Source organism: Janthinobacterium sp. EB271-G4-3-2, assembly GCF_020858035.1.
In the GTDB taxonomy this organism is placed as follows: domain Bacteria; phylum Pseudomonadota; class Gammaproteobacteria; order Burkholderiales; family Burkholderiaceae_D; genus Janthinobacterium; species Janthinobacterium aestuarii.
On record NZ_JACYMG010000001.1, the window covers coordinates 559,987 to 581,812 of the forward strand.

The 21,826-nt window shown below is 67.2% G+C and carries 21 protein-coding genes; 12 read left to right on the forward strand and 9 right to left on the reverse strand.

Annotation, left to right across the window (positions count from 1 at the left end):
• The first annotated feature begins 13 nt into the window (after window positions 1–13).
• Window positions 14–550: a hypothetical protein gene (locus tag IGS55_RS02340; RefSeq protein ID WP_230515810.1), complete on the forward strand. Its 537-nt coding sequence runs from the start codon at window positions 14–16 to the stop codon at window positions 548–550.
• On the opposite strand, the gene IGS55_RS02345 is transcribed toward IGS55_RS02340, so the two are convergent.
• Window positions 532–2,031, reverse strand: coding sequence for an MFS transporter (locus IGS55_RS02345; protein WP_230515811.1), 1,500 nt, complete (start codon window positions 2,029–2,031; stop codon window positions 532–534). The two genes, IGS55_RS02340 and IGS55_RS02345, sit on opposite strands and share 19 nt — an antisense overlap.
• A 108-nt stretch (window positions 2,032–2,139) precedes the next feature.
• Between IGS55_RS02345 and IGS55_RS02350 the strand changes: the two genes are divergently transcribed.
• Both IGS55_RS02350 and IGS55_RS02355 read left to right on the forward strand, forming a co-directional pair.
• Complete coding sequence (locus IGS55_RS02350; protein WP_230515812.1) at window positions 2,140–3,033, forward strand: LysR family transcriptional regulator; 894 nt, start codon at window positions 2,140–2,142, stop codon at window positions 3,031–3,033.
• On the forward strand, window positions 3,030–3,674 hold the full coding sequence (locus IGS55_RS02355) for a DUF6000 family protein (protein WP_230515813.1): 645 nt from the start codon (window positions 3,030–3,032) through the stop codon (window positions 3,672–3,674). The genes IGS55_RS02350 and IGS55_RS02355 overlap by 4 nt, the downstream gene beginning before the upstream one ends.
• Before the next feature lie 43 nt (window positions 3,675–3,717).
• Here IGS55_RS02355 and IGS55_RS02360 read toward each other — a convergent pair whose 3' ends face one another.
• Both IGS55_RS02360 and IGS55_RS27845 read right to left on the reverse strand, forming a co-directional pair.
• The gene (locus tag IGS55_RS02360; protein WP_230515814.1) at window positions 3,718–4,725 is read right to left on the reverse strand and encodes a serine hydrolase domain-containing protein; all 1,008 of its coding nucleotides are present in this window, start codon (window positions 4,723–4,725) and stop codon (window positions 3,718–3,720) included.
• Between the two features lie 3 nt (window positions 4,726–4,728).
• Window positions 4,729–4,860 (reverse strand): hypothetical protein, encoded by a 132-nt coding sequence (locus IGS55_RS27845; protein WP_268991825.1) that lies wholly within the window; start codon window positions 4,858–4,860, stop codon window positions 4,729–4,731.
• Window positions 4,861–5,177: 317 nt separating this feature from the next.
• Between IGS55_RS27845 and IGS55_RS02365 the strand changes: the two genes are divergently transcribed.
• From IGS55_RS02365 to IGS55_RS02405, 9 genes are all read left to right on the forward strand, one after another.
• Window positions 5,178–8,198, forward strand: coding sequence for a calcium-binding protein (locus IGS55_RS02365; RefSeq protein ID WP_230515815.1), 3,021 nt, complete (start codon window positions 5,178–5,180; stop codon window positions 8,196–8,198).
• 91 nt (window positions 8,199–8,289) lie between these two features.
• Window positions 8,290–10,476, forward strand: coding sequence for a type I secretion system permease/ATPase (locus IGS55_RS02370; protein ID WP_230515816.1), 2,187 nt, complete (start codon window positions 8,290–8,292; stop codon window positions 10,474–10,476).
• A complete protein-coding gene (locus tag IGS55_RS02375; protein WP_230515817.1) occupies window positions 10,473–11,819 on the forward strand; it encodes an HlyD family type I secretion periplasmic adaptor subunit in 1,347 nt (448 codons plus the stop codon). The genes IGS55_RS02370 and IGS55_RS02375 overlap by 4 nt, the downstream gene beginning before the upstream one ends.
• Window positions 11,809–13,185 (forward strand): TolC family protein, encoded by a 1,377-nt coding sequence (locus tag IGS55_RS02380; protein ID WP_230515818.1) that lies wholly within the window; start codon window positions 11,809–11,811, stop codon window positions 13,183–13,185. Before IGS55_RS02375 ends, IGS55_RS02380 begins: the two co-directional genes overlap by 11 nt.
• An 81-nt stretch (window positions 13,186–13,266) precedes the next feature.
• Window positions 13,267–13,764 (forward strand): VOC family protein, encoded by a 498-nt coding sequence (locus tag IGS55_RS02385; RefSeq protein WP_268991826.1) that lies wholly within the window; start codon window positions 13,267–13,269, stop codon window positions 13,762–13,764.
• A gap of 105 nt (window positions 13,765–13,869) precedes the next feature.
• Window positions 13,870–15,099: a formate-dependent phosphoribosylglycinamide formyltransferase gene (gene purT, locus IGS55_RS02390; RefSeq protein ID WP_230515819.1), complete on the forward strand. Its 1,230-nt coding sequence runs from the start codon at window positions 13,870–13,872 to the stop codon at window positions 15,097–15,099.
• Between the two features lie 42 nt (window positions 15,100–15,141).
• Complete coding sequence (locus tag IGS55_RS02395; RefSeq protein ID WP_230515820.1) at window positions 15,142–15,855, forward strand: DUF6058 family natural product biosynthesis protein; 714 nt, start codon at window positions 15,142–15,144, stop codon at window positions 15,853–15,855.
• Window positions 15,852–16,298 carry a DUF6678 family protein gene (locus IGS55_RS02400; protein WP_230515821.1) on the forward strand — a complete coding sequence of 149 codons (447 nt, stop codon included), beginning with the start codon at window positions 15,852–15,854 and terminating at the stop codon, window positions 16,296–16,298. Before IGS55_RS02395 ends, IGS55_RS02400 begins: the two co-directional genes overlap by 4 nt.
• 15 nt (window positions 16,299–16,313) lie before the next feature.
• The gene (locus tag IGS55_RS02405) at window positions 16,314–17,051 is read left to right on the forward strand and encodes a hypothetical protein (RefSeq protein WP_230515822.1); all 738 of its coding nucleotides are present in this window, start codon (window positions 16,314–16,316) and stop codon (window positions 17,049–17,051) included.
• Here IGS55_RS02405 and IGS55_RS02410 read toward each other — a convergent pair.
• Genes IGS55_RS02410 through IGS55_RS02435 form a run of 6 tightly spaced genes read right to left on the reverse strand, consistent with a single transcriptional unit; the run spans window position 17,038 to window position 21,751 of the window.
• Complete coding sequence (locus tag IGS55_RS02410; protein ID WP_230515823.1) at window positions 17,038–17,739, reverse strand: ABC transporter permease; 702 nt, start codon at window positions 17,737–17,739, stop codon at window positions 17,038–17,040. The genes IGS55_RS02405 and IGS55_RS02410 overlap by 14 nt on opposite strands.
• Window positions 17,736–19,040, reverse strand: coding sequence for a glycosyltransferase (locus tag IGS55_RS02415; protein ID WP_230515824.1), 1,305 nt, complete (start codon window positions 19,038–19,040; stop codon window positions 17,736–17,738). Before IGS55_RS02415 ends, IGS55_RS02410 begins: the two co-directional genes overlap by 4 nt.
• Window positions 19,034–19,921, reverse strand: coding sequence for a hydrolase 1, exosortase A system-associated (locus IGS55_RS02420; RefSeq protein ID WP_230515825.1), 888 nt, complete (start codon window positions 19,919–19,921; stop codon window positions 19,034–19,036). The genes IGS55_RS02415 and IGS55_RS02420 overlap by 7 nt, the downstream gene beginning before the upstream one ends.
• Window positions 19,918–20,775, reverse strand: coding sequence for a hydrolase 2, exosortase A system-associated (locus IGS55_RS02425; RefSeq protein ID WP_230515826.1), 858 nt, complete (start codon window positions 20,773–20,775; stop codon window positions 19,918–19,920). Before IGS55_RS02425 ends, IGS55_RS02420 begins: the two co-directional genes overlap by 4 nt.
• Window positions 20,772–21,017, reverse strand: coding sequence for an acyl carrier protein (locus IGS55_RS02430; RefSeq protein WP_230515827.1), 246 nt, complete (start codon window positions 21,015–21,017; stop codon window positions 20,772–20,774). The genes IGS55_RS02425 and IGS55_RS02430 overlap by 4 nt, the downstream gene beginning before the upstream one ends.
• The gene (locus IGS55_RS02435; protein ID WP_230515828.1) at window positions 20,996–21,751 is read right to left on the reverse strand and encodes a GNAT family N-acetyltransferase; all 756 of its coding nucleotides are present in this window, start codon (window positions 21,749–21,751) and stop codon (window positions 20,996–20,998) included. Before IGS55_RS02435 ends, IGS55_RS02430 begins: the two co-directional genes overlap by 22 nt.
• Window positions 21,752–21,826: the final 75 nt, after the last annotated feature.

A 21,826-nucleotide genomic window follows, 5' to 3' on the forward strand; every position in this document is an offset into this window, starting at 1 on the left:
GCCAGGACGAGTCATGCAAGTGCGCAGCAGCCATGATCTATCCAGCCCGGACGACGACAAACCGGCGCCGCCCGTGCTGCAGCTGGCCCTTGCCGGTCTCGGCTGGGGCTTGCTGACCTGCATGCTGTGCTTTGCCATCCTGTTCGTGACGAAATGGCTGTTGCCGCCCGAATACTGGGGCGCCCACACGGGCCTGTCCAAGTTCAAGCGCGAAATGTCGCTGCCCCTGCTGGTGTTCTGGGTCGTCATCTATTCCCCCATCCTGGAAACCTTCCTTGGCCAGCTGCTGCCGCTGGAAATCCTCCGGCGCCTGGGCGCCAGCCGCCAGCTCAGCATTTTTATCGGCGCCATCCTGTGGGCCATCGTGCATTTCATCAGCGGCGGCCTGCTGCACGCCATCGTCGCGCTGGGGTCGGGCGCCATGTTCAGCTTTGTCTACCTGCGCTACCGCGCTCCCAGTGTGGCCGTTGCCTACGCGACAACGGCGTTTGCGCGCGCCTGCAACAATATCGCCATCCTCGTTGCCGTATTTTATGGCCTCGACGCCTGATTTCCATCCTTCCTGAGCAGATACGGCACCAGCGCGGCCAGCGCCACGGCCAGCACCGCCAGGCCGACCAGCAACTGGCGGAAGGCGGCGTCATAGCTGGCGCGCAGCAGCGCTTCCTGGCCGCCCAGCAGCTGTGTTGCCTGCTGGATATCGCCGAGCGCGGCGCGGCTGGCGGCCGCCAATAGCGGCAGATCGGCGGGCAACTGCCGCGCCAGGCCCGCGCCGATCAGGCCTGCCAACAAGGAGCCCGCCAGGGCCAGCGCCACGCCATCGGCACTGACGCGCACCGTATTGAAGATACCCGTCGCCATGCCGGCCCGCTGGGTTTCCACCACGCTCAGGGCCATGCCATCCATCAAGCCCCACGGCAAGCCGATACCCACGCCGATCAGCAGCAGGGGGCCGGCCAGCGCCGCGGTGCCGCCATGGCCCAGCACTTGGGCCAGCCAGGCCAGGCCCGCCGCCGCCAGCAGCAATCCCGCTGCGCACAGGGCGCCCGTCTTGACCCAGCGCGACAGCAGCGCCGCCAGCACGGGCACGAGCAGCAGCGGCGCGGCCAGGGCGATCATCAAACGGCCAGCGGCCAGCGCGGACATGTTGTCGATGCCGATGAAGCGCCCCGGCAGCATGACGATGAGCACGATGAACAGGAAGGCGGGCGAGGCGGCCAGCACTTGCACGGCGACAAAGCGGCGCCGGCGGAACAGCGACAAATCCAGCATGGGCCGCGCCGTCCTGCGTTCGATCGCGCCAAAGGCGAGGAACAGCAGCACGGAGGCGGCGACGGACAGCAGCACGGCGCCGTTGCGCCAGCCGTGTTCGGGCGCCAGCAGCATGCCCAGGGTCAGCAGGCCCAGCGCGGCGCTGAAGCTGATGGCGCCAGGCCAGTCCAGCCGGCCCTGGCCGCGCGCCGGATCGGCCGGCACGCTGACCCATACCAGCAGCATGCCGATGGCGCCCAGCGCGGCCGTGGCATAAAAGATGGCGGGCCAGCGGGCCAGCGCCAGCATGGCGCCGGCCGCCAGCGGACCGAAGGCCAGGCCCAGGCCGAACGTCGTGCCCAGCACGCTCATCACGCGGTTGCGCGCCGCGCCGTGGAACAATGGCGCCAGCGACGACATGGCGGCGGCGAACGCGGCCGCGCCGCCCAGGCCCTGCACGAAACGCAGCGCGGCGATCCATGCCACCGATGGCGCGACGGCGATGGCCAGGGTCGCCACGCAAAACAGCGCCAGCCCCGCCAGCCAGACGCGGCGCCGTCCCAGCACGTCCGTCAGGCTGCCGGCCACCATCATGGCGCTGCCATAGCTGAGGATATACGCATTGACGACCCAGTTCAGGGCGGCGGCGCTGCCGTGCAATTCGGCGCCGAGGGCGGGCAGCGCCACGGCCGGGCCCGTGAAGCACAGGGGTATCAGTAAGCCCGTCAGGCAGGCGGCCAGCACTTGCAGCGGGAGTGAAAGAGGTGAGGAAGAGGGCATCGGTATCGGATATGAAAGAAAGAGGGCGAGTATGGCGCGCCCGTCATTGAAGAAAAATGGGCTAAACTGATCAACATATCGGACAATAATGTCTTCAATGGAGTGCGCATGGATAGCTTGGGTGGCATCGCCATGTTCGTGCAGGTGGCCGACAGCGGCAGTTTTTCGGCCACGGGACGGCTGCTGGGCCTGTCATCGTCGGCGGTGGGCAAGAGCGTGGCGCGCATGGAGGCGCGGCTCGGCGCGCGCCTGTTCCAGCGCAGCACGCGGCACCTGGCCCTGACGGCGGAAGGGGAAAAATTCCTGCAGCGCTGCAAGCGCATCCTGGCCGAGGTGGAAGCGGCCGAGCGCGAACTCGGTGAATCGGGCGGGGCGCCCAGCGGCCGCCTGCGTATCAGCCTGCCACGCTACAGCGGCCTGTTCGAAGCGGCCATCGCTGCGTTCATGCACGCCTATCCCGCCATCGAACTCGACCTCGATTTCTCCGACGCCATGGTCAATATCGTCAGCGACGGCTTTGACGCGGCCGTGCGCACGGGTGAACTGGCCGATTCAAGCCTGATGCGGCGCAAACTGTGTACGTTCCGCCGCCTGCTGGTGGCGTCGCCCGCCTACCTGGCGCGCCACGGCCGGCCCGCCGATGGCAGCGAACTGACGCGGCATCAGCGCTTCGATTACCGCTTTCCCGCCACGGGCCGTTTGGAACAGTGGCCGCTGATGGACGAGGCTGTCCAGCCAGCGCCCGGCATGGTGTGCAACAGCGTGGAAATGCGCGTCTTCCTGGCCGTGCAGGGGCAGGGCATCGCCTACCTGCCCGCATTTGCCGTGCGGCGCGAGCTGGCGGCGGGGCAACTGGTCTCGCTGCTGGACGAGCATACCCAGGCGCGCACGGCATTCTGGCTGCTGTGGCCGGCCAGTCGCCACCTGCCGCCGCGCCTGCGCGTATTTATCGATTTCCTGGTACAGCAATTACAGGATCAAACTTTTGGAGCTTTGCCATGACGGCGGATTCTTCCCTGACACCATTGCAATTGCATGTGGCTGGCGCCACCGTGCGCCATGCGCACCCGTTTGCCGTGCCGGTGCTGCCGCCGCAGGAACCGCTGACGGCGGTCCTGCGCGACGACTGGGTGCGGCCCCTGTACATGGGCTTGCACCAGCCCCAGGCGCTGGCGTGCGCGCAGCGTCTGGGACAGGCCGACGCCGCCGTCATCGCGCGCCTGCTGGGGCAATTCGACTGGCGCAGCCGCACGGCGGGCGCCTACCTGGCCGCATTGACCGGGCAGTCCGCTTTCACGGGTCAGCTGGGCGGCCTGCTGCTGGCCAGCGAGGTCTGCTACGCGGGCAGCGCATATTGCCTGGCGCTGGCCGTTTTCGACACGCCAGCCAGCCGCGATTTCCTGCACCGTTATCTTGCACATTACCTTTGCCAGCCGCAGCTGCACTTTGATCAGGAGCACGCGATGGCGGCCATTGCCTATCTCGACGGCCAGCATGGCCGGGATGAGGCTGCCCGCCATGCGCCAGCCTGGACCGGTTTCGCCGCCAGCCGGCCGGGCCTGGCGCTGGACGACGCGCTCGCGCAATTTACTTCCCGCATGGCCGCCTTGCGCGCCTTGCAGGCCTCAGCGGCTGGCAAATAAGCGCCGTCTCCCAAACTGTGGCGCCGTGCGTCTTGTTGGCGGCCTATTTCGCGCCGTCCATGGATTCCACCGTGTCGAAAATAGGCGCCAGCGCGCTTTCCATGGCGCCGGCGGTCGCGTCGCCGCTCTGGTTGGTGATGATGAAGACCCCAAGCTGATATCGAGGAACGATGTAGGCGTAGCTTTGCGCGCGCGGCACGCCGCCATGGTGCACATAATGCGTACCCAACTGGCGATTGCTGCCGATGTTCCAGAAATAGCCGATGCTGAAGTCGTCCTGAAAGCGCATCAGCGGCTTGTGCGATTCGGCGACCGCGCGATGGGCGCTCAATTGCAGGCGCAGGTATTTCGCCATATCGGGCATGGTCGACTTCAGGTTGCCGGCCGCCCCCCAAGGCAGTTGCGGCATCGGTGTCGTGATGACGGGATTGTCGCTGTGGTAGCCGGGCGCCAGCCGGCCGCTATCCTGGGCTGCGATGTTCAGCCTGGTATCGCGCATGCCGGCTTCGCGCGCGATGAATTGCGCGAGCAGGTCTGCATAGGGCATGGCGTAGATTGTTTCGAGCGTGTGCGCAATGAGTTCGGTACCGGCGCTGGAATAGGCGTAGTCCTTGCCAAGCGGACCCGTGATGCTGACTGCATGTAAATCCTGCCAGAATTGCTGTTGCCCGTAGTTGGCATACGCTGCATTGAGCTTTGCCGGCGTGGCGTGTGCCGTGAAATCCTGCAATATGGCGTTCACCTGCAATGGCAGCATGCCCGGCATAGTGCTGGTGTGCGTGATCAAGTGGCGCAAGCGTACTGGCTGGCCTTGCCACTGCAGGTTCGGGTAGGCCTGCGGCAGGTACTGTTGTATGGGATCGTCGAGCGTCGCCTTCCCGTCCAGCACGGCGTTCGCCAGTAGCAGGCCGGCAAAAGTCTTGCTGACTGAGCCGATTTCATACAGCGTTGTATCGTTCGGCGGATTGGCTTTGCCGGTCTCGAGCTCGCCCTGATGCAGCATGAATTCCTTGCCGCGATAAACGACGGCAATCGAGGTCGCGTGCAGCAATGGCTACTGCAGCAGGGTGGTCGCGGTCTGGCGCATTGCCGCAGGAATGTCGTGCGCAGGTGCCGTGGCTGCTGGCTTGCAAGCTGCCAGCGCGAGTGTCATTGCAGAGATGCTTGCGGCGAGTTTGGTCATCATGCGCACCATCGAGGGGGAGGGGCATTCTCGCACAATGGCTACAGCGGTGACAGAAAAAACTGGGCAAGGTTGCTCTTCTTTCCTCCATGCAGTGTGACATTTGCATGACAAATAGCAGTGCCTGTTCCGATTGCGCGTCATTAAGGCGTGCATGCGAGGCGACGCTCAGGCGCGCGCCGTCCATGCGCCAAAAGTGCCGGACCGTCGAAGGTGCGCGTTGGACTGCAAGTGGATGCGGCCGGGACTTTTGCCTTGCATGCCGGCCTGCGCCGGCATATTCAATCTTGGTTTTAAGTTTAACGACAGGAAACTGCAACATGACTGAAAACAATGCATCTGGCTCCAGCGTCTCCGCCATCGACGCTTACCTGAACAGTTCCGCAGCCACCGCACAGCGTTTCACGGGCACGCCGAACGCCGATATCCTCACCGGCACCACGGGCGCCGACGTGCTCGAAGGCCTGGCTGGCGACGATACGTATTACGTCAACCACAGCGGCGACGTGATCGTCGAACTGGCCAACGGCGGCAGCGATACCTTGTATACCAGCGTCAGCTACACGGTGCCGGACAATGTCGAGAAAGTGTACCTGACGGCCACCGGCCTGACGGTGAAGGGCAGCGCCACGACCAACAACGTCTTTTACGTCGATGTGCCCGGCGGCCACGTCATCGATGGCGGCGGTACGGGCAATGCAGTCACTTACGTCAACGCCAGCGCGGGCGTGACGGCGTCCTTCGCGCCGGTCAACGGTCCCGTGGTGGCGCGCCCGGGCGCGGACGTGGTGACGAATGTCGCCAGCATCGTGGGCAGCAAATTCAACGATGTACTGACCGGCAATGAAATCAGGAATCTCCTCTTCGGCGGTGTTGGCAACGATACCTTGCAGGGCGGGAAAGGCGACGACACGCTGGCCGGCATGCAGGGCGACGACACCTATATTTTTGCCCGTGGCGATGGCGCCGATTCCATCATCGAGGTGGAAGAGGCGGGCAGCCACAACGTCATTTCCTTCCTGGCCGGCGTCAGCGCGGACCAATTGTGGTTCCGCCAGGTGGGCGTGAACCTCGAGGTGAGCACCATCGGCACGGCCGATAAAATCACCATCAACGCCTGGTTTTCCAGTGCCGGGCCGCGCATCGAACAGTTCCGCACGGCCGAAGGCCGCGTGCTGCTGGGCAGCGACGTGCAAAACCTCGTGCAGGCAATGGCGGGCCTGGCGATGCCGGCGGCCGGCCAGCTGACCTTGCCGGCGGCAACGGCCGCCGCCCTGGCGCCGGCGCTGGCGCGGAACTGGCGTACGGAAGGACCGAACCAGCCCGGCAATGGCGTCTTTACCGGCACGGCGAACCCGGACATCATCCAGGGTACGGCGGGCGCCGACGTGATGGCGGGCCTGGCCGGCGACGACACGTATTACATCAACCACAGCGGCGACGTGGTGGTGGAACAGGCTGGCGGCGGCCGCGATACCGTCTATGCCAGCGCGAACTACACGCTGGCCGCCAACGTCGAAGAGGTGCATGTGAGCGCCGCCGGCCTGACGGTGACGGGCAACGGCAATGACAACGTGTTCCACGTCGATGTCGCCGGCGGCAACGTGCTGCGCGGCACCGGCACGAACAGCACGGCCACCTATGCGGGTTCCAAGGCGGGCGCGACGGCCAGCATCGTTTCCATCAACGAATCCCATGCGGCCCGCCCCGGCAGCGATGTGCTGGTCAATATTTCCAGCGTGACCGGCAGCGGCTATGACGACGTACTGTCCGGCAACGAGCTGGCCAATACCCTGGCCGGCGGTCTCGGCAACGATACCTTGCAAGGCGGCAAAGGCAGCGACGTGCTGACGGGCGGCCTCGGCGACGACACCTATGTCTTTGCGCGCGGCGACGGCGCCGATGTCATCACCGAATCGTCCGCCGATGCCAATTACGACACCATCGCCTTCCTGGCCGGCGTCAACATCGACCAGCTGTGGTTCCGCCAGGTGGGCAATGACCTGGAAGTGAGCACCATCGGCACCACGGACAAGATCACCATCCGCGCCTGGAACGCGGCTGTGCCGAACATCGAGGAATTCCGCACGGCCGCCGGCCACGTCATGCGCGGCGCCGACGTGCAGCTGCTGGTGCGGGCGATGGCGAACCTGGCGCCGCCGCCGCTGGGCCAGCTGACCCTGCCGGCTGGCACGGCCGCCGCCCTGGCGCCCGCGCTGGCCCAGGCCTGGCACTTCAACGGTCCCACGCAGCCGACGGAGCAAACATTCGTCGGCACGGCGAATGCCGATGTCATCAACGGCACGGCCGGCGCCGACCTGCTGCAAGGCCTCGGTGGCGACGACACGTATTACGTCAACCACAGCGGCGACTTCATCGACGAACGTGGCAATGGCGGCAACGACACCGTGTACACCAAGGTCAACTACACGGTGGCCGACAACGTGGAAAACGTGCGCCTGGCCGCTGCCGGCCTGACGGTGACGGGCAGCGCCTACAACAACAACGTGTTTTTCGTCGATACCGCTGGCGGTAACGTGCTCGATGGCGGCGGGGCGGGCAACACGCTCAGCTACATCAATGCCGGCGCGGGTGTGACGGTTGCCTTCGCCCCCGTCGGCGCCGCCCTGGCGGCGCGTCCGGGCGTGGACGTGGTGGCCAACTTCAATGCCGTCATTGGCAGCAAGTTTGATGACGTTCTGGTGGGAAATGAGATCAAGAATATCCTCGCCGGCGGCCTCGGCAACGATACCCTGCAAGGCGGCAAGGGCGACGATATGCTCGCTGGCGCTGCGGGCAACGACACCTATGTCTTCGCCCGCGGCGACGGCGCCGACATCATCAACGAGCCGAACGAGGCGGGCAGCCGCGACGTGGTGTCCTTTCTGGCCGGCGTCAGCGCCGAGCAGCTGTGGTTCCGCCAGGTGGGCACGAACCTGGAAGTGAGCACCATCGGCACCACAGACAAGGTCACCGTCAATGGCTGGTATGCGGCAGCGGGGGCGAGCATCGAGCAATTCCGCATGGCCGACGGCCGGGTCTTGCTGGGCAGCCAGGTGCAAAACCTCGTGCAGGCGATGGCGGGCCTGACGCCGCCGGCGGCTGGCCAGCTGACCTTGCCTGCAGGCACGGCGGCCATCCTGGCGCCGGTGCTGGCGCAAAACTGGCGCGCCGCGCAGCAATTCAGTGCCGCCAGCCAGGACGGACTCGGCGGCTGGCAGGCCGATTCCGCGCAGCTGGTGCAAGCGATGGCCGGCTTTGCCGTGCCGGCGGCCGCCTCGGCGCCATGGTCAGGCCACGGTAATCCGTCGACGCAGCTCCAGCTGGCGGCAGTCCATTAATACGTTGACATAGCTGGAGCCACCCTCACGCAGCCGGGCCGGGGCGACCTGCCACGGCCTGGCTGCGCCATTGAATCTCTGATATTGCCCGATGACAGTCCTCTCCCACCGCAACGATACGCCGTCCATAGAAAAAACTGTGCCCGACACGGGCTTGCTGTCGCTGCTGCTGATGGCCAGCCTGCACGGCATCGCCGCCGATGGCGCCCAACTCAAGCATGCTTTCGGCCAGGCCGTATTCACGCGGCAAACCGTGCTGCTGGCCGCCAGGCAACTTGGCTTGACGGCCAAACTGGTGCGCCAGGCGCCCGAACGGCTGGGGCAAGCGCCGCTGCCGGCCATCGCCATCGATACGGACGGCCGTTACTTTATCCTCGGCAAGGTCGAGACGGACGCTGACGGCGTGAGCAAGGTGCTGGTCCAGCATCCGGGCCAGCCGCCGCAAATCCTCGGCCGCGAAGCCTTCCTTGCCGCCTGGACGGGCGAGCTGATCTTTTTCAGCAGCAAGGCCAGCTATGCGGGCGAGACGGCACGTTTCGACTTCAGCTGGTTCATTCCCGCCGTCATCAAATACCGCAGGCTGCTGGGCGAAGTGCTGCTGATCTCCTTCGTGCTGCAGCTGATCGGCCTGGCCACGCCCCTGTTTTTTCAGGTGGTGATGGACAAGGTGCTGGTCAACCACGCGATGAAAACCCTGCACGTGGTGGCCATCGGCCTCGTGTGCGCCATCGTCTTCGAAGCCGTGCTTGGCCTCATCCGCACCTATGTTTTCGCGCGCACCAGCAGCAAGATCGACGTGGAACTGGGCGCGCGCCTGTTCCGCCATTTGCTGGCCTTGCCGATCGCGTATTTCCAGGCGCGCCGCGTGGGCGATTCCGTGGCGCGCATCCATGAACTGGAAAATATCCGGTCTTTTCTCACCGGCAACGCCATGACCCTGGTGCTGGACTTGCTGTTTTCCTTCATCTTCATTGCCGCCATGCTGTGGTACAGCGCGGCGCTCAGCATCGTCGTGCTGGCTTCGATTCCCGCCTACGCGGCCCTGTCGATGCTGCTCACGCCCGTGCTGCGTGGCCGCTTGAACGACAAATTCAACCGCAGCGCGGAAAACCAGTCTTTCCTGGTCGAAACCATCAGCGGCGTCGATACGCTCAAGGCCATGGCCGTCGAGCCACGCTGGCAGCGGCAGTGGGAAAAGCAGCTGGCCGGCTATGTGTCGGCGGGCTTGTCGGCAAATAACATCGGCATGCTGGCCAGCGGCGGCGTCACTCTGGTGAGCAAGCTGGTGACGGCGGCCATCATGTGGTGGGGCGCCACCCTCGTCATCGACGGCAAGATGACGGTGGGCGAACTGGTCGCGTTCAATATGCTGGCCGGGCAGGTGGCGTCGCCCATCTTGCGCCTGGCGCAGCTGTGGAACGATTTCCAGCAGGTGGGCATCTCGATGAGCCGGCTCGGCGACATCCTCAACGCGCGCGTGGAAGCGGGCAGCCAGAAGGCGCGCCTGCCGCGCATCGCGGGCGCCATCGACTTCCAGCAAGTGGGTTTCCGCTACCGGCCCGATGCGGCCGAAGTGCTGCGCAATGTATCGATTTCCATCGCGCCTGGCGAAGTGATCGGCATCGTCGGGCGTTCCGGCTCGGGCAAGAGCACGCTGACGCGGCTGGCGCAGCGACTGTATATCCCTGAGCGGGGCAAGGTGCTGATCGACGGGCAGGATATCGCCGTCATCGACACGGCTTCGCTGCGGCGCCAGATCGGCGTCGTGCTGCAGGAAAACATCCTGTTCAACCGCTCCGTGCGCGACAACATCGCCCTGAGCGACCCGGCGTTACCGATGGAAGCCGTCATCGCCGTGGCGAAACTGGCGGGCGCCCACGATTTCATTTGCGAACTGCCGGAAGGCTACGACACCATGGTGGGCGAGCACGGCACGGGCTTGTCGGGCGGCCAGCGCCAGCGCATCGCCATCGCCCGCGCCCTGATCGGCAATCCGCGCATCCTGATTTTCGATGAGGCGACGAGCGCGCTCGACTATGAATCGGAAAAAATCATCCAGGACAATATGCGCGGCATTTGCGCGGGGCGCACCGTGCTGATCATCGCCCACCGCCTGTCGGCCGTGCGCGAAGCACACCGCATCATTGTCATGGAGCGGGGGCAGGTGGCCGAACTGGGCACGCATGACGCGCTGCTGGCGCAGCCGGGCGGCATCTACGCCCATCTGTACAGCCTGCAGCAGGGCACGCACGGGAGCGCAACAGGGGACGCGACATGAGGAGCGCCGGCCACCGTGTCGCCGCGTATGGCGAGCTGTTGCAACGCTATGGCCAGGTGCTGAGGCATAGCTGGCGCAACCGCGCCGCCTTGAGCGGCCCCGTGCTCAGCGAAGACGAGGCGGCTTTCCTGCCGGCCGCGCTGGCGCTGCAGGAGCGGCCCGTGTCGCCATCGCTGCGCCTGACGGCCAGGGTGCTGATGCTGCTGGTCGGCTGCGTCGTGCTGTGGGCGGTCTTCGGCCAGGTCGACATCATCGTCAACGCGGCCGGGAAGATCATTCCGTCCGGCAACATCAAGACCATCGCCTCGGTCGACGTGGCGGCCGTGCGCGCCCTGCACGTGCGCGAGGGACAGGCCGTGAAGGCGGGCCAGCTGCTGGTGGAACTCGACAGTCGCGGCCCGGACGCCGAGCGCGACAAGGCCGCCGGCGACGCCGTGGCGGCCGCGCTGCAAATGGCCCGCGCGCGCGCGCTGATCGCCGCCATCGACAGCTTGACGCTGCCGAGGCTGGCGGCGCCCGATGGCGCCTCCGCCGTCCAGCGCGAGGAAGCGCAGGGCCATCTCGATGGCCAGTATGCGAATTTCCGCGCCAGGCTCGCGCATCTCGATGGCGAGATTGCCCGCTATGCCCAGGCGCTGCCATTGGCGGCTCAGCGCGCCGGCGACTACAAGGCGCTGCTGGCGACGCGCGACGTGGCCGAACACGCGTGGCTGGAAAAGGAGCAGGCGCGCATCGACCTGGCCGGCCAGCTGGCGTCGGCCCGCGGCGAGCGCGCGGCCCTGGTGGCGCAGACGCGCAAGGACGCCTACGACGCGCTGACGGAAGGGGCCAGGGTGGCGGCGGCCAGCGGCCAGGACGCGCGCCGCGCCGGCGCCCGCGGCAGCCTGCTGCGCCTGACGGCGCCCGTCGACGGCACGGTGCAGCAGCTGAAGCTGCACACGGTGGGCGGCGTGGTGCCGGCCGCGCAGGCGCTGATGCAGATCGTGCCGCGCCAGGGCAAGCTGGAAATCGACGCCGTGCTGGAAAACCGCGACGTCGGCTTCGTGCAGGAAGGGCAGGCGGTGGCCGTCAAGGTCGACGCCTTCGATTACACCAAATACGGCACCGTGCCCGCCGTCGTCAGCAGCGTCTCGCGCGACGCCGTCGAGGACGAAAAGAAGGGCCCCGTGTATGCCGTCAGGATCACGCTGCGGCAGCCGTCCATCGTCATCGACGGCAAGACGGTGCCCTTGACGGCCGGCATGGCCGTGCGCGCGGAAATCCGCACGGGGACGCGCAGGGTGATCGAATACGTGCTCTCGCCGCTGGTGCGGCACCAGAAGGAGGCGCTGCATGAACGCTAGATGCCGCGCCATGGCCGCCATCGCCATCGCCGCCAGCTTGCTGCTGGCCCGTGTTGCGGCGCAGGCGGGCGAGTTCGAGGCCGCGCCATGCCCGTCCGCGTCCGAGGCGGGCGTGCCCTTGACCCTGCCGGCGGCCGTCGACCTGGCCCTGTGCCACAACGCGCAGGTGCGCGGCGCCTGGGCCGGCATACGGCTGCAGGCGGCCGGCGTGGGCGAGGCCAGGGCCGCCTTTCTGCCGACCTTGAATGCGGGCGTGAGCCGGGTGCACGACCGCACGGCTTATCCGGGCGCCAGCACGCCGTCAGGCAGCTTGAACAGCAATACGGGCTCGCTGAATCTGTCCTGGCGTCTGTTCGACTTCGGCGGGCGCGCGGCGGGCCGGCGTTCGGCGCAAGCCTTGCTCGACGCGGCCCTGGCCAACCGCGACGCCGTGCTGCAAAAGACCCTGGCGGCCACCGTCAGCGCGTATTTCGACGCGCAGACGGCGCGGGCCAACGTGCGGATGCGCGAGCAATACCGGGCGCTGGCCAATGAAACGGTGCTGGCCACGCAGCGCCGCGCCCAACGGGGACTCGGCTCTCACAGCGACACCCTGCAGGCGGCGAGCGCGCTGGCCAAGGCGGCCCTGGGCGCCAGCCGCGCCGACGGCGAGTTTCAGAAGGCCCGTGCCGTGCTGGTCTACACCCTGGGCTTGCCGGCCGAGGCGGGCGTGATCCTGGACGACGACGGGGACGACGCGGCGGCGGGCCTGCGCGAGGGCTTGCAGGATGAGCTGCATGCCTGGCTGGCAAGGGCCAGGGAGCGGCACCCGGCCATCGTGGCGGCCCAGGCGCAGCTGGCGGCCGCGCGCGAACGGGTGGCCGTGAGCGAGTCGGAAGGCCGTCCCAGCATCGACCTGACGGCCAATATCTACCAGAACGGCCGCCCCAACCAGGGCTTGTCGCCGGCTTCCACGCGCGAAACCCTGGTGGGCATCTCGCTCAACATCCCCCTGTTCGACGGTTTTGCGCGCCACTACAAGGTGCGCGGCGCGCTGGCGCAGGCCGGGCAAAGGGAAGCCGAGGCGCAAGACGTAAAGCAGCAGACCCTGATGGAACTGGTGAAAACGCATGCGGAGGCGAGCACGGCGCTGGCCAACCTGGCCGCCTCGCAAGCGTGGCTGGACGCGGCGCGCGATGCCCAGGCCAGCGTGCGGCGCAAGTTCGGCCTGGGCGCGGCCGATATCCTGGAAATGCTGAACACCCAGTCGGCGCTGCTCGAGGCGCAGCAGGAGCGCATCCGTTGCCAGGCGGAATGGCGCTCGGCCCGGCTGCGGCTGCTGGCCAGCGCCGGCGTGCTGGGACGGGAGGCCATTGCAGGGCGCTAACAGGCGCATTCCGCGCGCCATGCCGGCGCAATTGTGATTATATTAGCGTAGCTAATCCACACACCGGCCAAGGGAGACATCATGCACAGCATACAAAAGATTACCCCGTGTTTATGGTTCAACGGCCACGCCGAGGCGGCGGCCCTGTTTTATACGGGGATCTTCCCCAATTCGAAGATCGGCCAGATCCTGCGCTATGGCGAGGAGGGCAAGGAAATCCACGGCCAGGAACCGGGCAGCGTGCTGACGGTGGCGTTCGAGCTGGACGGCCAGACGTTCACGGGCTTGAATGGCGGGCCGCTGTTCCAGTTTTCCGAAGCGATCTCGTTCCAGGTCAATTGCGAAACCCAGGACGAGGTCGACCACTACTGGAAGCAGCTGTCCGAAGGCGGGGCGCCGGAAGCGCAGCAGTGCGGCTGGCTCAAGGACCAGTTTGGCGTGTCCTGGCAAATCGTGCCCACCATCATGGTCAAGCTGCTGGGCGATCCCGACCCCGTCAAGGCCCAGCGCGTGATGAAAGCCATGATGGGCATGAAAAAGATCGATATCGACGAGATCAAGCGGGCGTACGCGGGCTAGCCTGGCCCGTCAGGCAGCGGAGCGCCCTGTCCAAGATGGCCGGCATTTGCTATAGTCCCGTCCATCTTGTCCCTGCCATCATTCCATCCGCCTACAGACCCTGCCATGACCACTAGCACCAGCAGCACCATCGCGCCCCGCACCTTCGGTACGCCCCTGTCTTCCACCGCCATCAAAGTCATGCTGCTGGGCTCGGGTGAACTGGGCAAGGAAGTGATCATGTCGCTGCAGCGCCTGGGCGTGGAAGTGATCGCCGTCGACCGCTATCCGAACGCGCCGGGCCACCCGGTCGCGCACCGTTCGCACGTGATCGACATGAGCGACGGCGTGGCGCTGGCCGCCCTGATCGAACTGGAAAAGCCCGATTTGATCGTGCCGGAAATCGAAGCCATCGCCACCGATACGCTGGCGGCGCTGGAAGCGGCCGGGCAAATCACGTGTATCCCGAACGCGCGCGCGGCCGTGCTGACGATGAACCGCGAAGGCATCCGCACCCTGGCGGCCGAAACCCTGGGCGTGGCGACGTCGCCGTACCGCTTCGCCAGCAGCCTGCGGGAGTTGCAGCTTGCATGCCAGGAGATCGGTTTTCCGTGCGTCGTGAAACCCGTGATGTCGTCGTCGGGCAAGGGCCAGTCCAAACTCGATGGCGCCGCGGACGTGGACGCGGCATGGGCGTATGCGGCCAGCGGCAGCCGTGTCGATACGGGCCGGGTCATCGTCGAGGGTTTCATCGACTTCGACTACGAAATCACCTTGCTGACGGTGCGCGCCGTCGGCGCTTCGGGACAGATCGAGACGCAGTTCTGCGAGCCGATCGGCCACTTGCAGGTGCATGGCGACTACGTGGAATCGTGGCAGCCGGCGCGCATGGCGCCGCTGGCACTCGAGCGTTCGCGCGACATCGCGCGCAAGGTGACGGACAACCTGGGCGGCCTGGGGCTGTTCGGCGTGGAGCTGTTCGTCAAGGACGACATGGTGTGGTTCTCGGAAGTGAGCCCCCGTCCGCACGACACGGGCATGGTCACCATGGCCAGCCAGGTGCAGAGCGAATTCGAGCTGCACGCGAAAGCCATCCTCGGCTTGCCCGTCAACGTGGCCCTGCGTTCGCCCGGCGCCTCGGCCGTCATCTACGGCCAGCTGGAAGCGAAAGGCATCGCCTTCGAAGGCGTGGCCGACGCCTTGCGCGTGCCGGGCGCCGATTTGCGCCTGTTCGGCAAGCCGGAATCGTTCGCCCGCCGCCGCATGGGCGTGGCGCTGGCCACGGCCGACGATATCGACACGGCCCGCGCGCGCGCCGTGCTGGCCGCATCGAAAGTCAAGCCGGTGGCAAAATAAGCCTGCCTGCAAATACAACATCATCAACATGGAAGCAGGAACATGACGGAACTCGATCATTATCTCGCGCAGCACTATCTGGACGAGACGCAGCTGGCGGCAGCCGCCGCCATGAGCATGGCGGACATCGACGCCCTGATCCAGGCCCGCCTCGTTCCCGCACCTGCATACGTGGTCGATGACGGCGGCAATCTGAGCTCGTTCGTCTTTGGCGCCATGGCGGCGCCCGGGGCCAGGGCCGGCCGCTATTTTCCGCCGTCCCAGCTGGCCTGGATCGCCGTGGCGCGGCACGCGCTCGCCGAAGGGGCGGAAACGGCGCCAGCACGCCTGCAGGCGCAATTTACTGCCCGCTATGGCGCCGCGCTGGCGACCTTGAACCTGACGACCTGGCGCCTGCGCGACAGCTTCGACGACAGCGGCGCGCCGATCGCGGAGGGCTTGCGCGCCCGCACCGACAGCGCCTGGACGTATTTTTTGAACGGCACGTTTTCCCTGTGCGTGGCCAATCCCATGTCCGAGGCGCACATCGCCTGGAAGGAAGTGCTGCAGGAAAAGCTCGCGCAGCAAAGCGCGAATGGCAGCAAGACGCTGTTGCCGCAAGCGCAGGCGCGGCAGATGCATGCGCTGATCGATGCCTATGCGGCGGCCGCCATGCCGTTTTCACCCATCGAATATGCCTCGAGCAGCCGCAAGCGCCTGGTCGAGGATCTGCGCGCGAACATCCGCGCAAGCGACGAAGAGGGGACGCCCGCATGACGGCATCGGCCACGCACAGCCTGCCGCTGGCCGACGCCGGCGGCGACGACATCAAGCGCAAGCTGCGCGGCCATATCGCGCGGCGCAACCTGGCCGGCGCCGCCAACGATTGCAAGTGGAACGAACTGCTGGCCTTCATGCGCGGACGCACCGACTGGGCGCCGTCGTACCGTTACGGCTCCGTCACCGGCTATGTGTCGCGCTGGGATACGGAATGGGATTACCACCCGCCGTTCCCGTTCCTGGGCGTGGAATGGTTCGATATCAGCCTGTACTCGGAAGAACACGTGGCCATGCTGCTGCCCAAGAAAATCATCGACCACGGCGTGTGGATCGTGCCGGAGCTCGAGCGCATCGGTTTCGATTTCGAAGTGCGGGACCGGGTTGCGCGTATCTGGGGCTATTTGCCCCGCAATTATCACGACTTCCCAACCGCCGACTAATTCAAAGACTCTCTCATGCCTGAAAACGTTATTCCCCAGGTGCCGCAACCGGACGACGCCGTCGTCGGCAAGGAAGCGGGCGCGCAGATGCTGGCCACGGCTTGCGCCGCGCGCGACGCCTTCTATGCCACTTTGGGCGCTGTCGACGCCGACGTGCTGGCGCCGCTGGTCAACCCGGCCTTCATGGGTGGCCCGCGCTGGCCATCGTTGCGCCAGGCCTGGCGGGTGATCCGCCGCAATGATTCCATCCTGATCGCCAGCGATGGCTTGAGCGATCCGTTCGAGGATGACGACGACGTGTTTGTCCCGCGCGGCCACCTGCTGGAAGTGTGCATCGAGGCGCCGCTGTCCGCCTTTGACGGCAAGGACGTGGCGCATTCCTGGCTGTTCGACCTGGTCTACCAGGTCAGCCAGAACGTGGCCGACCATGGCTCCATCGATTTGCTGGTGCAGCGCCACGGCAGCGTCTCGATGGTGCTGGACTTGCAAGACGCGCCCAAGGGCCTCGAAGACGAGAATGAACAGGTGGGCGTGCTGCTGGCCCAGGGCGCGAGCACCATTGCGCCTTCGTTCGACACGCCGTATGGCGAAGTGATGCTGCTGACGCTCACCGCGCTGCAGCCGGCCGAACTGGCATACATCAGCGAGGCGGAAGACAAGGCGCAAGCGCGGCGCGACCTGGCCGCCGCGCTGGCCGCATCGCCGGCCGGGCATTGGAACGTGGCCCAGCGGCCTGCCGTCATTCCCCGCTAGGTTCTTCGACCGGCGGCACAGCCGGTTCTTCCGCTTTCGGCGCTTCCTTCGCTTCCACGACGGCCGGCGCCGGCGGCGGCTCGCGCCACTTGCCCGCCGCCTTCAGCTTGTTCTTCAGCCCCGGCAAGGGAAAACCCAGCGCATAGGCTTTTTGCGCGTGCGCGCTGGCTTTCTCGTATTCCTTCTTCTTTGCATACATCAGGCCCAGGTTGTACTGGATGGTGGCCTGGTCCGGCGCCAGGCGGCTGGCAGCGTCCAGCTGTTCCAGCGCCATCGCATCCTGGCCCGTGGACAGCAAATAGCTGCCATACACCATGCGCGCCGTCACGTCGTGCGGCGCGAAGCCGATGGCGCGCTCGAAAAAGCAGCTGACCGTGTAGCGGGCGCCCACCGGCTGCGCGCTTTTCAGGCGCAATCCCAGCTTGGCCATCGACGCCAGCGCCCGGTGGTGGTTCGGGAAGTGTTCGAGCGTGTAGCTGATGTCCGCGCCCAGGCTGCCCGTCATGCCTTGCGTGAGCGTTTCCACGGCGCGTGAAAAATGGAATTTCTCGACCACGGACAGACCGTCGCGGTCTTCCGCGCTCGTGTAGTCGCCGCCCGGCGTGCGCTTGACGTAGGGCGGACACTCGGCGGCAGTAGCGCTGGCGCAGCAGGCGGCGAGGGTGCAGGCTAACAAGCAATGCTTCATGTCGGACTCCTGTGGCTGACCTGGTCGAGCAAATCGGCCAGGGCGCTGCTGCGGGCTTGCCGCGATTGCAGGGCGATGGCGGTGGGGCTGGCCAGCGGGGCGCGGCCCTGGCGCGCCAGTTCAAGGAAGCGCAGCAGCGCGCGTGCGCAGTCGCCGCTGGAAGCCAGCTGGCCGATGGTATCGATACCGCAGTGGCGCAGCTTGGCCGCGCTGTCGCCGGCCAGGTCGGTCAGCGCGAGGATGGGCCGGCGGCAGCGCAGATATTCATACAGCTTGGCGGGAATCTGTCCGTTGCAGTTGGCCGCCTGCAGCAGCAGCAAGCCGTCGGCGGCCAGCATTTCCCGCAGCGCCGCGCCGTGCGGCTGCAACGGTTCCAGGCTCACCAGATCCAGGATGCCGTATTTCGCCAGCAGGCCCGCCAGCCACGCATCGTGGCCTGTGGCGCGCAGCACCATCTGGAAATTGCGGGCGTGCAGCACGCCGTCGTGGCGCAGGCGGGCCAGGGCTTCGAACAGCGGCTGCGGATCGCGCTCGGACGGGTAGATCACGCCGCTGTGCAGCAGCAGGAAGCGGCTGCGGTGGCCGCGCGGCCCGTCCGGCGGCGCCGCGCCGTCGTCATCGTCGTGGCCATTTTCGATCAGGTGGAAGCGCTCGCGCCCCACTTGCGCCAGGCGCCGCTGGTGCGCCGCGATGGCGCCCGGCGTGGTGCAGACGATGGCCGCGCTGCGCGCCGCGATGCGCTGTTCGATCCACGCATGCATGCGGTGCAGGCGCGGCTCGGGCGGATACGGCGCCAGCGGGTCGCTGTCGTCGAGCATGGGGTCGCGCTGGTCGGCGATCCACGGCAGGCCGCTGAGTTTTTGCAAGGTCATCGCGATCAGGTGCGCCGTGGCGATCGGGTACGTCGACCAGATGGCATCGGGGCGGTATTCGCGGATCATGCGCAGGCCGGCCGGCACGGCGCTCAGCCACCAGGAACTCCAGCGGTCGGGCAGCGCCAGGCAGCGCGGATAGCGCCCGGCGATGGACAAATGACGCGCCGCGTCCAGCGCCAGGGTGCGCCGCACGGTCGCCTGCGCGCCGATCTGCGCCAGTTGCGTATTGCCCCGCTGCGCATACGCGAGCGGCGACGGGCTGAGCACGAGCGGCTGCCAGCCGCAGTCGGGCAGATGGCGGGCAAAGCCCAGGGTGCGCAGGATGCCGCTGCCGCCGGCAAACGGCGGAAAATGGTAGGCGACCATCAGCACCCGTTTTGGTCGGGTTGCGTTCAGTCGGGCCGCGTTCGGCGAGGTCATTACCATGACCGCAGCCACCGTGCGCACAGCTGTTCGACCTCGCCGCGCCAGGCGGCGCTGGCGAACGTGTGGTTGGCGCCAGCGACCTGCGCCTGCGTCCATTGCGCGCGGGCGGCCACGGCGCGCCAGGCTGTGTCGCCATCGAGCAGGGCTTGCCACTCGCGCGCACCGAGGTCGTCGCCGCTGAGGATCAGCAAGACCTTGCCCTGGAATTGCGCCAGCGCCCGCAGCAGGGCCGGCGCGGGCGCGTCGTCTTCCTGCGTTGCCGGTGTCTGCGTGGCGGCCGCCACCTGCCGCAGCGACGCCAGGCTGGCGCCCAGCCGCAGTCCGCCGCCGGCCAGCTTGCGCCAGAACGCGCCTTGCAGCAGGCGCGGCAGATAATAATGGCGCAAGGTGGCGCGCGCCAGGCCGGCGCTGCTGCGCACCCAGGGGTTGAGCAGCACCAGCGCGGCGATGCGCGCGTCGCGTGGCGCATGGCAGGCCGCGGCCGTGGCGCCGTCGCACAAGCCCCACAGCGCCACTTCGCGCAAGGACGGCACGGCGTCGAAGAATTGCGCCAGCGCGCCGGCGATGTCGGGACCGGCGGCGCGGTAATCGCGCGCGCGGCCCTCGCTGTCGCCCATGCCGCGCAAGTCGAAACGCAGCACGGGCCAGCCTTGCGCGGCCAGGGCGCGGGCCAGCAGGACGAACTGGCGGTGGCTGCCGATCCGGTACTGCGGCCCGCCCGTGACGATCAATACGCCGCGCGGACCCGGTGCGTCGGGCAGGCTGAGGACGCCGATCATGCGCGCCTGCGCCTCGCCGTCCTCAGCGGCGCTGCGAAAGCGCAGCGCCAGTTCGCGCACGGCGTGCGCCGCGAGGTGCTGCTGGCCGCTGTCGCGTTTCATGGCGGCGTCCTTTCCTCGTCGAGCCAGTCGCGGCACAGCGCACGCGTCGCGTCCAGCAGTTGCGGACACGCGAGCAGCTCGCCGCTGTGCCAGAACGGGCCATCGCCAAAGCTGGCAACGTGGACGGCGGCGCCCTGGTCCCGCCATTGCCGCGCCAGTGGCGGCAAGGGCGCGGTTGCCTGCTCCGGCCCCTGGTAATCGAGCCAATAGACAGGAACGGCGGGCTGCAGCGCGGACGCGTTGACGTCATCGATGGCGTGCGCCAGCGCGGGCGCCAGCAGGTAGCCGGCCACTTCCACAGCTTCACTTTCCGCCAGTGCGGCGCGCGCATGGCCGGGCGCTTCCTGTCCGCCGCCGGCCAGCATGCCGGCCGCCAGGCGCAGGCGCAGGAAGCGGTCGATGACGCGTCGTCCATCGAGTTCCGGTTGCCAAAGCAGCAAACGCGCCAGGGGCAACGGCGGGTTGCTGGCGAAATCGAGGGCCAGCAGGGCGCCCAGGCGCAAGCCCCACACGGTCAAGGGGCCGTTGACCCGCTGCGCCAGCCACGCGCACGCCAGGTGCAGGTCGTTGTGCCAGATGTCCCATCGCGCTTCGCCAAAGTCGCCGCTGCTGTCGCCGCAGCCGAACAGGTCGATCTGCAGCACGCTGTAGCCGGCCGCGGCAAAGGCGCGCGCCTGCGCGGCGGCCACGTGGCGGCTTTTATTCAGTTCTTCCGCGAACGGATGCACGTAGAGGATGCCGCCGCGCGCGGCCTGTCCCGGCGGCGGCAGGTGCAGCAGGCAATAGCGCTGGCCGCCGCTGGCGGGCAGGAAGAAGGGCAGCAGCGGCAGCGCGTCGGTGAGGGCGCGGTTCATGCTCGCAGCTTTGCAAACACGAAATCGTGCAAGGTGCCCACGGTGGCGAAGTGGCGCGCGTGGATGTCGTCGTCGGCGACGATGATGCCGAAATGGTCTTCCAGCGCGGCGATCACGCCGATCACGGCCATCGAGTCGAGTTCCGGCACGCTGCCCAGCAGCGGCGTGTGGGCTTCCAGCACGCGCCCGTTCAAGCCCAGGGTGGTGTCGAGGATGTGCTTTACTGCTTCAAGATGCGGCATGTCAGCTCCAGGGAAGGGTAGTGCGGCAGGGACGACGTATCGAAGGCCAGGCAGGGGATAGCGTCGGGACGGCGCGACAGGTGTACATAGGGCGGCAGGCTGGCGGCCATCCATTGCCAGCGCCCGCAGCGGATAAAGGTGGCCGTGCCCAGCGCGTGCGTGCCCAGGCGCGCGTGGGCGCCCAGCGAGGCGCGGTTGAAACGCGAGATGCGGCTGCACGACCAGCGCACGCCCTGCGCGTACAGCACGGCGTTGGCTTCTTCCCACAGGCGCGCGAAGACGAGGCCGCCGCGCTGTTCGGGATGCACCCACACGTCGAGGTCCCACGACGACTGGTTTGAGGCCAGCGCATAGCGGGCGCGCACCTCGTCTTCCTGGCAGCCGTGGCGCAGCAGCCAGATCCAGCCGACCATGCCGGACTTGTCGCGCGCCACCAGGCATTGCGCGCCCTGGCGGTAACGCTCGCGCAGCGCGCCGGGCCGGCGCTCGGGTCCGGGCGGCAAGTCCGCTTCCGCCACGCAGGGCGTGACGGCAATCGACTGGCCGCGCCCGCGGCAAAGGGAACCGGGCGCCACGGCCTGTGCCACGAATTGATAACGGTACAGCGCGCAACGTCCGCCCGGCACCGTTGCCAGCAGCCGGGCCACGGCCAGCCAGGCGCTGTCGCGCCAGCCCAGCTGGGCGACGCTGGCGGCCAGCCGTTGCAGCAAGGGAAATTGCGGGGACAGGGCCATGGTAGTAACGGACCGGGCGGCTATGCAGCCAACGCTGTCCATTAGAGCGCAGCGGCCAGTGGCCGATGTTGCGCG

Coding starts and splice junctions, on each gene's coding strand:
- IGS55_RS02340 (WP_230515810.1), top strand. CDS start 14: ATGCAAGTGCGCAGCAGCCATGATCTATCCAGCCCGGACGACGACAAA.
- IGS55_RS02345 (WP_230515811.1), bottom strand. CDS start 2,031: ATGCCCTCTTCCTCACCTCTTTCACTCCCGCTGCAAGTGCTGGCCGCC.
- IGS55_RS02350 (WP_230515812.1), top strand. CDS start 2,140: ATGGATAGCTTGGGTGGCATCGCCATGTTCGTGCAGGTGGCCGACAGC.
- IGS55_RS02355 (WP_230515813.1), top strand. CDS start 3,030: ATGACGGCGGATTCTTCCCTGACACCATTGCAATTGCATGTGGCTGGC.
- IGS55_RS27845 (WP_268991825.1), bottom strand. CDS start 4,860: ATGATGACCAAACTCGCCGCAAGCATCTCTGCAATGACACTCGCGCTG.
- IGS55_RS02365 (WP_230515815.1), top strand. CDS start 5,178: ATGACTGAAAACAATGCATCTGGCTCCAGCGTCTCCGCCATCGACGCT.
- IGS55_RS02370 (WP_230515816.1), top strand. CDS start 8,290: ATGACAGTCCTCTCCCACCGCAACGATACGCCGTCCATAGAAAAAACT.
- IGS55_RS02375 (WP_230515817.1), top strand. CDS start 10,473: ATGAGGAGCGCCGGCCACCGTGTCGCCGCGTATGGCGAGCTGTTGCAA.
- IGS55_RS02380 (WP_230515818.1), top strand. CDS start 11,809: ATGAACGCTAGATGCCGCGCCATGGCCGCCATCGCCATCGCCGCCAGC.
- IGS55_RS02385 (WP_268991826.1), top strand. CDS start 13,267: ATGCACAGCATACAAAAGATTACCCCGTGTTTATGGTTCAACGGCCAC.
- purT (WP_230515819.1), top strand. CDS start 13,870: ATGACCACTAGCACCAGCAGCACCATCGCGCCCCGCACCTTCGGTACG.
- IGS55_RS02395 (WP_230515820.1), top strand. CDS start 15,142: ATGACGGAACTCGATCATTATCTCGCGCAGCACTATCTGGACGAGACG.
- IGS55_RS02400 (WP_230515821.1), top strand. CDS start 15,852: ATGACGGCATCGGCCACGCACAGCCTGCCGCTGGCCGACGCCGGCGGC.
- IGS55_RS02405 (WP_230515822.1), top strand. CDS start 16,314: ATGCCTGAAAACGTTATTCCCCAGGTGCCGCAACCGGACGACGCCGTC.
- IGS55_RS02410 (WP_230515823.1), bottom strand. CDS start 17,739: ATGAAGCATTGCTTGTTAGCCTGCACCCTCGCCGCCTGCTGCGCCAGC.
- IGS55_RS02415 (WP_230515824.1), bottom strand. CDS start 19,040: ATGGTAATGACCTCGCCGAACGCGGCCCGACTGAACGCAACCCGACCA.
- IGS55_RS02420 (WP_230515825.1), bottom strand. CDS start 19,921: ATGAAACGCGACAGCGGCCAGCAGCACCTCGCGGCGCACGCCGTGCGC.
- IGS55_RS02425 (WP_230515826.1), bottom strand. CDS start 20,775: ATGAACCGCGCCCTCACCGACGCGCTGCCGCTGCTGCCCTTCTTCCTG.
- IGS55_RS02430 (WP_230515827.1), bottom strand. CDS start 21,017: ATGCCGCATCTTGAAGCAGTAAAGCACATCCTCGACACCACCCTGGGC.
- IGS55_RS02435 (WP_230515828.1), bottom strand. CDS start 21,751: ATGGCCCTGTCCCCGCAATTTCCCTTGCTGCAACGGCTGGCCGCCAGC.